The sequence below is a fragment of the Streptomyces niveiscabiei genome (assembly GCF_001419795.1).
Classification (GTDB): domain Bacteria; phylum Actinomycetota; class Actinomycetes; order Streptomycetales; family Streptomycetaceae; genus Streptomyces; species Streptomyces niveiscabiei.
This window is the reverse complement of record NZ_LIRL01000178.1, coordinates 1-9,472: the sequence shown is the minus strand read 5'-3', so window position 1 is coordinate 9,472 and position 9,472 is coordinate 1. Positions and strand designations below refer to the sequence as shown.

The window sequence follows — 9,472 nt, the reverse complement described above, 5'->3', positions numbered from 1 at the left end:
TGTACGTACGTCCCGTCGGCGCCACCGGCGTCGAGGCGGGTTTCGCCGACGGGACGTACGTACACGCGCGCGGGGACGACGATTCCCGCCTCGCCCCCTCACCCTCGTACCCACGCGCACGCGTACAGAGCGACGTACGGCCCCGTAGCGACGTACGCCCCCGTCTCGTCCTCGGCTACGCCCACCTCACGCCGATACGCATCCGTACCGGCGTCGAGCTGATGGCGCGGGCCGTCGGCGGGTGAGGCGGCGGCGTACCCGCGTCACCCCCAAGCCACTCCCCCGGGCGTCCCGCTGTTCACCCGGCATTTCCGAACCGGTTCTCCGCTCCCCGTAGGTGTGACTGTGCACCCCGGCCCCTTCCCCTTTCCGGAGGCCCTGTCATGTCGTCGTTCCCTTCTCCCAGCCGTCGCGGCGTCCTGCGCGGCTCGCTCGCCGCGTCGGCGGCGCTGTCCCTGCCCGGCGCGCTGGGCGCCGCGCCCGCGTTCGCCCTGTCGGGGCGGCCCGCCGCCGGGTGGGGTGTGCAGACCGGGGACGTCGGCGCGCACTCGGGGCTGGTGTGGGTGCGCTCGGACCGGCCCGCGCGGATGGTCGTGGAGACGGCGGCCACCGAGTCGTTCCGCAACCCGAAGCGCTGGCACGGGCCGCTGCTGGGCGCGGGGACGGACTTCACCGGCACGACCCGGCTGCACGGGCTGCCGTCGGGCGAGCAGATCCACTACCGGGTGCTACTGGCGGACCCGGACGACCCGCGCCGTACGGGTGAGCCGGTGACGGGCACGTTCCGGACGGTGTCCGAGAAGCGGCGCCAGGGCGTGAAGTTCCTGTGGTCGGGCGACCTGGCCGGGCAGGGCTGGGGCATCAACCAGGACATCGGCGGCTACCGCATCTACGACGCGATGGCGAAGCTGGACCCGGACTTCTTCCTGTGCAGCGGCGACAACATCTACGCGGACGGGCCGATCGCGGCGACGCAGGCGCTGCCGGGCGGCCGGGTGTACCGCAACCTGGTGACCGAGGAGAAGTCGAAGGTCGCCGAGACGCTCGCGGAGTACCGGGGCAACTTCCGGTACAACCTGCTGGACGAGAACCTGCGCCGGTTCAACGCGCAGGTGCCGTCAATCATCCAGTGGGACGACCACGAGGTCCGCAACAACTGGTACCCGGGCGAGGTCATCACCGACTCGGACCCGCGCTACACGGAGAAGAGCCTCGACGTGCTCGCCGCACGCGCGCGCAGGGCGTTCAGCGAGTACTTCCCGGTGTCGACGCTCACGCCGGGCGCGCAGCAGGGCCGCGTACAGCGTGTGCTGCGGCACGGGCCGCTGCTGGACGTGTTCGTGCTGGACATGCGCACGTACCGCAACGCGAACTCGACGGACGTCCAGACGACCGACCCGCAGGGCATCCTCGGCCGGGAGCAGCTGGAGTGGCTGAAGCGGGAGCTGGCGTGCTCGCGCGCGGTGTGGAAGGTGATCGCCGCCGACATGCCGCTCGGGCTCGTCGTCCCGGACCCGGTGGAGGGCAAGCCGAACTTCGAGGCCGTCGCGCAGGGCGACCCCGGGCAGCCGCTGGGGCGTGAGCTCCAGATCGCGGAGCTGCTGCGGTTCATCAAGCACCGCCGGATCACCGGGACGGTGTGGCTGACGGCGGACGTGCACCACACGTCGGCGCAGCACTACCAGCCGTCGCGGGCGGCGTTCAAGGACTTCGAGCCGTTCTGGGAGTTCGTCTCCGGACCGCTCAACGCGGGTGCGTTTCCGGCCAATGATCTGGACGGCACGTTCGGCCCCGAGCGGGTGTTCGTCAAGGCGCCGGCGACCGCGAACGTCTCACCGGCCGACGGGTACCAGTTCTTCGGCGAGGTCGACATCGACGGCCACAGCGGGGAGTTGACGGTCCGGCTGCGCGAGTCGGACGGAACTGTCCTGTACACGCGGGTACTTCAGCCGGGACGTGTCGGCCAGTAGGGCCCGGGTCCCGTAGGCTCGGCGGTGTGCCGCGTACCGGCGTCATCCCCCGGTGCGCGGTGTCCCGCTTTGGCCGGAAAGAAGCGGTCCGCGACGAAAATACGAAATGGGCATTTACCCATCGGTCACAGTACGTTCGTGATCACGCAACACCGTTCCTGCACAGTGGATGCATGACTCACAAGACGACTGCTGTCACCCGTTCCGTCGCGGCCCTCCGGGCGGCCCTGCACGCCTGGCGATCACACGGCCACGACCCCGCCCCACCCGGGAGCGATACCGGCCCCCGGCCACCCGCCGGGGACACCGACACCCTCGCGGGCACGCTGTGGCGGATGCGGACGACCGTGCAGGACGCACCCGGCTCGCTGGCCGCGCTGTGCGCCGCGCTCGCCGGGCACCGGGTGGACATCCTGAGCCTCCAGACGCACCCGCTGGGCCTGGAGACGGTCGACGAGTTCCTGCTGCGCGCGCCGGGCGACCTCACCTCCGCCGAGATCACCCACGCGGTCGCGGCGGCCGGCGGCACCTCGACATGGATCGAGCGCGCCGACACGCACGACCTCGTCGACGCGCCCACCCGGGTCCTCGGCCTCGCCACCCGTACCGCCCTGGACGCGGCGGAACTGCCGCTCGCGCTGCGGCAGTTGCTGGGCCGGTGCGCGATCCGCTCGCTGCCGGGCGCGCACGACGTGCCGGCCGAGGGGGTCCTGGAGGAGACAGTGCTGCGCCTGCGGGCGCCGGAAGGCGGAGTGATCACCGTGGAGCGGCCGTACCTGCCGTTCACCCCGACCGAGTTCGCGCGCGCCCGCGCGCTGGTCGAGCTCGACACGCGGCTCGGGCCCCGGGTACCGCGCGGCCAGGACGTCCTGACGCTGCCCGAGGGCGCCGACATCACCGTGGGCCGCGCCGACCAGGCCGACCTGGACGCCGCGAAGGCGATGCACGACCGCTGCTCGCCGCAGACCCTCACGAAGCGCTACCACGGCCCCGTCGGCGACGCCGACCGCTACCTCGGCCACCTCCTGAGCCCCCGCTTCGGCCGCACCCTCGCCGTCCGCACCGCCTCCGGCCGCGTCGTCGCCCTCGGCCACCTCCTGTGGGACGGCGACGAGACCGAGGTCGCCCTCCTCGTCGAGGACGACTGGCAGGGGCGCGGCATCGGCGGCGAACTGCTGCGCAGGCTGGTGCGGATGGCCGTCGAGACGGGCGGCGAGAGCGTGTACGCGGTGACCCGCTCCGGCAACACGGCCATGGTCGCGGCGATGCGCTCGCTGGGGCTGCCGCTCGACTACCAGATCGAGGAAGGCACCCTGGTCATCACGGCCCGCCTCGACGGGGTGACCCCCGAGACGCTGCCGTTCGAGGTGCGGGCCCAGGAGCGGATCGGGCGGGAGTGATCGGGCGGGCGCAGGACGTACGGCCGGTACGCCGCCCCGGGATACGTACGCCGCTCGGCTCTCGGCGAAATCCGGCCGCCTCCGCCCGGCTCCCGCGCGATCCGGGCTGACGCGACACCGGTATCCGTACGAGGATGTCCGCATGTCAGAGACGAACAGCCCGCTGCCCCGCGAGGTCGCCGACGCGTATGTCGACGGCCTCATCGCCCTCGATCCGGTCACCGGTACCTACCTCGGCGCGAAGGAGAGTTCGAGCCGGATGCCGGACCTCTCGCCCGCCGGCCAGGAGGCGCTGGCGGAGCTCGCGCGGCGCACGCTGGCCGCGCTGGACGAGGCGGAGCGCGTGCCCGGCGCGGACAGCGGCGTGGAGCGGCGGTGCGCGCGGCTGCTGCGGGAGCGGCTGACCGCCCAACTCGCCGTCCTGGAGGCCGGGGAGGAGCTGCGCTCGGTCGGCAACCTGGGGACGCGCGCGCAGCACGTGCGCGAGGTGTTCACGGTGACCCCGGCCGACACGGACGAGGACTGGGCGGCGATCGCGCAGCGGCTGCGGGCCGTGCCGGAGGCGCTGCGCGGCTACCGGGCGTCCCTCGAACTCGGCCTGGAACGCAAGCTGTTCGCGGCCCCGAGGCCGACGGCGACGTTCATCGAGCAGCTCGGCGAGTGGGCCGACACGGGCGAGGGGCGCGGCTGGTTCGAGGACTTCGCGGCGGCCGGCCCCGACGCGCTGCGCGCCGAACTCGACGCCGCCGCGCGGGAAGCGACCGCCGCCGTCGTCCAACTCCGGGACTGGATGCGGGAGGTGTACGCCCCGGCGGTCGAGGGCGCCCCGAACGTCGTCGGCCGGGAGCGGTACGCGCGCCTGACGCGCTACTACAACGGCACCGACCTCGACCTGGACGAGGCGTACGCGTACGGCTGGGCCGAATACCACCGCCTGCTGGGCGAGATGAGGAAGGAGGCCGAGAAGATCCTGCCCGGCGCCGCGACCCCGTGGACGGCGCTCGCGCACCTCGACGAGCACGGCCGGCACATCGAGGGCGTCGACGAGGTCCGCGACTGGCTGCAAGGCGTGATGGACCGCGCGATCGAGTCCCTGGACGGCACGCACTTCGAACTCGCCGAGCGGGTACGGAAGGTGGAGTCCCGCATCGCGCCGCCGGGCAGCGCCGCCGCGCCGTACTACACGCCCCCCTCGGAGGACTTCTCACGCCCGGGCCGCACCTGGCTCCCGACGATGGGTCAGACGCGGTTCCCCGTCTACGACTTGGTGTCCACCTGGTACCACGAGGGCGTTCCCGGGCACCACTTGCAGCTCGCGCAGTGGGCGCACGTCGCCGAGAACCTCTCCCGCTACCAGGCGACCGTCGGCATCGTCAGCGCCAACGCCGAGGGCTGGGCCCTGTACGCGGAGCGCCTGATGGACGAACTCGGCTTCCTGGCCGACGCGGAGGAGCGCCTCGGCTATCTGGACGCGCAGATGATGCGCGCGGTCCGCGTGATCATCGACATCGGCATGCACGTGGAGCTGGAGATCCCGGCGGACTCCCCGTTCCACCCCGGCGAGCGCTGGACCCCGGAGCTGGCCCAGGAGTTCTTCCTCGCCCACAGCAGCCGCCCCGCCGACTTCGTGGTCAGCGAACTCACCCGCTACCTGACGATCCCGGGCCAGGCCATCGGCTACAAACTCGGCGAGCGCGCCTGGCTGTTGGGCCGCGAGAAGGCCCGCGAGCGCCACGGCGACGCGTTCGACCTGAAGGCGTGGCACATGGCTGCCCTCTCCCAGGGCTCCCTGGGCCTGGACGACCTGGTGGACGAACTGGCCGCCCTGTAAGGATTCCTGACGGTACGACACATCGGGCGCCCTGCTCCGTACGACCCCCGTACGACGGGGAGGGCGCCCAAGTCGCGTGTCAGCAGCCGCAGTTGTCGGAGCCGACGGGCGCGGTGAGCGGGTCGGCGTCGCGCCGCCCGTGTCCCTCCCAGGTCTCGAACTCGAAGCCCTCGCGCACCCAGTACTCGAACCCGCCGAGCATCTCCTTGACCTGGTAGCCGAGTTCGGCGAGCGCGAGGGCGGACCGGGTGGCGCCGTTGCAGCCGGGCCCCCAGCAGTAGGTGACCACCGGCACGCTCTTGTCGAGGAGTTGGTCCGCCTGCTCGGGGATGAGGGCGGTCGGCAGGTGGATCGCGCCGGGGATGTGGCCCTGGTCCCACGCCTCGGTGGAGCGGGAGTCGATGACGACGAACTCGTCAGTGGGCAGCGCGGCGGCGACGTCGGAGACGTCCGCGTGGAAGGCGAGGCTCGCGCGGAAGTAGGCGGCGGCTTCGGCGGGGGCGGCGGGCGCGGTGCGCAGGACGGGGTTCGTGATCGTCGTCATGGCGAGAAATCTACGGCCGGCGGCGCCGCGTCTGAAGAGCGGTTCCCCGGCCCTGACCTTGATCGGCCGGGGATTCCCCGGCACTCTGGCCCCATGACCGCGTATTCCCCGGACGCCACCGACTGGCGCATCCTCGACGTCCTCCAGCGCGACGGCCGCGCCTCGTTCGCCGACCTCGCGCGCGCCGTGTCCATGTCGCCGAGCGCGGTGACGGAGCGGGTGCGGCGGCTGGAGGAGACCGGGGTGATCCAGGGGTACGCGGCGGTCGTCGACCCGGAGCGGCTGGGCCTGCCGATCCTGGCGTTCGTCCGGCTCAGGTACCCCAACGGCAACTACAAGCCGTTCCACGACCTGGTGGCGGTCACCCCGGAGATCCTGGAGGCGCACCACGTGACGGGCGACGACTGCTTCGTCATCAAGGTCACCGCCCGCTCGATGCGGCACCTGGAGGAGGTGTCGGGGAAGCTCGGCGCGCTCGGGTCGGTGACGACGAGCGTCGTCTACTCCTCGCCCCTCCCGCGCCGCCCGCTCGGTCAGTGACCGCGCCTGCGCAGCGTCGACCCGGTCCGCCCCTTCACCACCTCCAGCTGGGCGTGGACGCGCCGCCGCAGGTCCGCGACGTGGCTGACGATGCCCACGCTGCGCTCGCGCTCGCGCAGTGAGTCCAGGACGTCGAGGACCTCGTCGAGGGTCTGGTCGTCGAGGCTGCCGAACCCCTCGTCGATGAACAGGGTGTCGAGCCGCACCCCGCCCGCCTCGTCGGTGACGACGTCCGCGAGCCCGAGGGCGAGCGCCAGGGACGCGAAGAACGTCTCCCCGCCGGACAGCGTCGCCGTGTCGCGCTCGCGCCCCGTCCAGGCGTCCACGACGTGCAGCCCGAGCCCGCTGCGCCCACGCCCGGAGCGGTCGGCGGAGTGCACGAGGGTGTAGCGCCCGGACGACATCCGCTGGAGCCGTACGGTCGCGGCGGCGGCGACCTGCTCCAGGCGCGCGGCGAGCACGTACGCCTCCAGGCGCATCTTGCGTTCGTTGTCCGCCGAGGTGCCCGCCGTGAGCCCCGCGAGCCGGGCCACCCGGTCGTACTCCCGGCGCAGGGGCGCGAGGTGGCGTACGCCGCTTTCCGCGCGCGCGGAGAGGCGGTCCAGTTCCTCGCAGCGGCGGGCGGCGGCGTCCCGCGCTGAGGCGGCCCGGCGCAGGGCCTCGGCGGCGGCGGAGGCGCGTTCGGCGGCGCCGGTGAGGTCGGCGGGCGGGCGTTGGGCTGCGGCTGCCGTCTCGGGTTCGGCGAGGACCGCGCGGACGGCGGACTCCTCGGCCTGCCAGGCGTCCAGGCGGTGTTGCAGGTCGCGGTGGGCGTCGGGGGCGAGGAGGGCGTCGGCGGCCTCGCGGGGGGTGCTGAAGCCCGCCCGGTAGGCGGCCTCGGCGAGCCGGCCGTCGGCGTCCTTGAGACGGCTCGCGCTCTCCTCGGCGGCGCGGACGGCGTCCGCCGCGCCGGTCAGCAGTCCGGCACGCCGCTCCAGGTGGGCGGCGCGCGCGGCCACGCTCTCGGCACTGCCGCGCGCCCGCGCCAACTCCTGTTCGAGGTCGGCCTGTTCGCGCTCCAGGTTCTCGCGGTGGACGGCCCGCGAGGCGACACGTACGGCCGCGTCGCGCTGGACGGCGATACGCCGCTCGCGTTCTTGCTCCGCGGCGTGCAGTTCCTCGCGCGCGGCGTGCAGGCCGGACGCCTCGCGGCGCGCGTGCGCGTACTGGCGTTCCAGGTCCTCGAAGTCGGCGGTGAGGGTGGCGGTCGGGGTGTCGCCGGCCTCGGCGGAGGCGGCGGCGAGGGCCTGGCGGGCGTTGTTGAGGTGTTGTTCGTCGCGCTCATGCGCTTCGGCGGCGCGCTGGGACGTCTCGTATGCCTGCTCCTCGGCGGCGCGGTCCACGTGTCCGGCGTCCTTGCGCGCGGGCGCGGGGTGCTCGGTGGCGCCGCAGACCGCGCAGGGGGCACCGTCGACGAGGCTCGCGGCGAGTTCGGCGGCGATGCCGTCGAGGCGCTGTTCCTTGAGGTCGAGCCAGTGCGCGCGGGCCTGCTGGGCGGCTTCGCCGGAGGTGAGCGCGCGTTGTTGGGCGGTTTCGATGTCGCGGGCGAGGCTGTCGCGGAGTTCGGCCGCCGCGAGCCTGTGGCGTGCCGGTTCGCGGCGCTCGGCGAGTTTCTCGGCCCGTGTCGTGGCGTCCTGCGCGGCGTCGACCCGGGCCTGGAGGGCCTCGCGGGTCGCGTCCCAGCCGGTGAGCCAGGCCTCGGCGTCGGTGAGGTCGGCTGCGTCGGCGCGCTCCTGGCGGTCCAGGGTCGCGCGTTCGCCGGTCAGTTCGGTGAGCCTGCGTTCCGCTCTGCGGGCCGACTCCAGGCCGCCGAGTTCCTCGGTGGTGCGGCGGGCCGCCGCCGCGAGGGTGACGGCGTCGGCCTCGCTGTCGGGCTGCGGGAGCAGCGCCCGCGCGCGGGCCTCGTCCCTCACGGCCCTGGCGTGTTCCGCGTCGGCCTCCTCGCGCAGGTCCAGCGCGGGCTTGACGGCCTCCGCCTTCCGGGCGCGGTCCATGCGGGCGCGGGCTTCCTCGTAGGCGCCGGAGCGTTCCTGGAGTCGGGTTGCCCTGGTCCGTGCTTCGTCGAAGCGGTGTTGGAGGCGCGCGAGTTCGCGTACGTCGTCCAGCGCGCGTTGCGCCTGGTGCTGGGCTTGGTCCGCCGCCGTGCGTCCGCAGTGGGCGATCGTCAGCTGTTCGCGGGCCGTGCTGCGGGCGATCGCCGCCGCCGCCAGGACCGCTTCCGCCAGCCCCGGTTCGCCGGGGGTGAGTTCGGGGAGGTCCATCGAGTCGTCGGCCGCCTGCTGCATGCGGTGCGCGTCCGCGAGGAGGGTGGCGTCGCCGTCCCTGACGCGGGCCTCCGTGGTGCGGCGGCGGTCGGCGAGGCGTTTCTCGACCTCGGCGAAGCGCTGGGTGTCGAAGAGGCGGCCCAGGAGCTTGCCGCGGGCTTCCGCGTCCGCGCGCAGGAAGCGGGCGAAGTCGCCTTGCGGGAGGAGGACGACCTGGCAGAACTGTTCGCGGCTCATGCCGAGGAGCTGGGTGATCTCCTCGCCGACCTCCTGGTGGGAGCGGCTGAGGTCCTTCCAGGCGCCCGCCTTGTGCTCCCTGAGCCAGGTCTGGGCCTTGTCGAGGGTGGTGCCCGCGCCGCGCTTCTTGGGGCGCTGCCAGGGGGGTTGCCGGGTGATCTCCAGCCTGCGTCCGGCGACGGTGAGGTCGAGGACGACCTCCGTGCGGACGTCCGGGGCGGCGTGGTCGCTGCGCAGGGTGAGCCCCTGGCCGTTCTGCCGGTCGCCGGGGACGACGCCGTACAGGGCGTAGCAGACGGCGTCCAGGATCGAGGTCTTGCCGGCGCCCGTGGGGCCGTGCAGGAGGAAGAGGCCGGCGGTGGAGAGGGCGTCGAAGTCGACGGTCTGGGTGGCGCCGAAGGGGCCGAAGGCGGTGAGGGAGAGCCGGTGCAGCCTCATCGGGCCACCGCCTCCTGCGCGCGCACCGCGTCGAACGCCGCCCTCAGCACGCCCTGTTCGTCCGAGTCCGGGCCCGCTCCCCGTACGTGCGTCACGAAGTCCTCGGCGATCTCCTGGTCCGTGCGGCCCGCCAGGCGGCGCGCGTACGACGCCTCGGGGTCCTCCGGGGCGCGGTCGGGGGCGAAGACCAGGTTCAGGGTGTGGGGGAG

General features: G+C 73.5%; 6 protein-coding genes and 2 pseudogenes. 5 read left to right on the top strand and 3 right to left on the bottom strand.

Annotated features, from left to right (window positions below):
• The 4 genes and pseudogenes from AOK24_RS09845 to AOK24_RS09830 form a co-directional block, all read left to right on the top strand.
• Nucleotides 1-245 (top strand): annotated as a pseudogene (locus AOK24_RS09845) (MocR-like pyridoxine biosynthesis transcription factor PdxR); the annotation flags it as partial.
• A gap of 138 nt (nt 246-383) precedes the next feature.
• The gene (locus tag AOK24_RS09840; protein ID WP_055719673.1) at nt 384-1,970 is read left to right on the top strand and encodes an alkaline phosphatase D family protein; all 1,587 of its coding nucleotides are present in this window, start codon (nt 384-386) and stop codon (nt 1,968-1,970) included.
• Nucleotides 1,971-2,143: 173 nt separating this feature from the next.
• Complete coding sequence (locus AOK24_RS09835) at nt 2,144-3,370, top strand: GNAT family N-acetyltransferase (RefSeq protein WP_055719672.1); 1,227 nt, start codon at nt 2,144-2,146, stop codon at nt 3,368-3,370.
• A 142-nt stretch (nt 3,371-3,512) separates the two neighbouring features.
• On the top strand, nt 3,513-5,201 hold the full coding sequence (locus AOK24_RS09830) for a DUF885 domain-containing protein (protein ID WP_055719671.1): 1,689 nt from the start codon (nt 3,513-3,515) through the stop codon (nt 5,199-5,201).
• 79 nt (nt 5,202-5,280) lie between these two features.
• Here AOK24_RS09830 and AOK24_RS09825 read toward each other — a convergent pair whose 3' ends face one another.
• Complete coding sequence (locus tag AOK24_RS09825) at nt 5,281-5,745, bottom strand: rhodanese-like domain-containing protein (RefSeq protein ID WP_055719670.1); 465 nt, start codon at nt 5,743-5,745, stop codon at nt 5,281-5,283.
• A 93-nt stretch (nt 5,746-5,838) separates the two neighbouring features.
• On the opposite strand from AOK24_RS09825, the gene AOK24_RS09820 reads away from it, so the two are divergent.
• Nucleotides 5,839-6,285: an Lrp/AsnC family transcriptional regulator gene (locus AOK24_RS09820; RefSeq protein WP_055719669.1), complete on the top strand. Its 447-nt coding sequence runs from the start codon at nt 5,839-5,841 to the stop codon at nt 6,283-6,285.
• On the opposite strand, the gene AOK24_RS09815 is transcribed toward AOK24_RS09820, so the two are convergent.
• Both AOK24_RS09815 and AOK24_RS09810 read right to left on the bottom strand, forming a co-directional pair.
• On the bottom strand, nt 6,279-9,263 hold the full coding sequence (locus tag AOK24_RS09815; protein WP_055719668.1) for an AAA family ATPase: 2,985 nt from the start codon (nt 9,261-9,263) through the stop codon (nt 6,279-6,281). The genes AOK24_RS09820 and AOK24_RS09815 overlap by 7 nt on opposite strands.
• Nucleotides 9,260-9,472: pseudogene (locus tag AOK24_RS09810) on the bottom strand (exonuclease SbcCD subunit D); the annotation flags it as partial. The pseudogene AOK24_RS09810 and the gene AOK24_RS09815, both read right to left, overlap by 4 nt.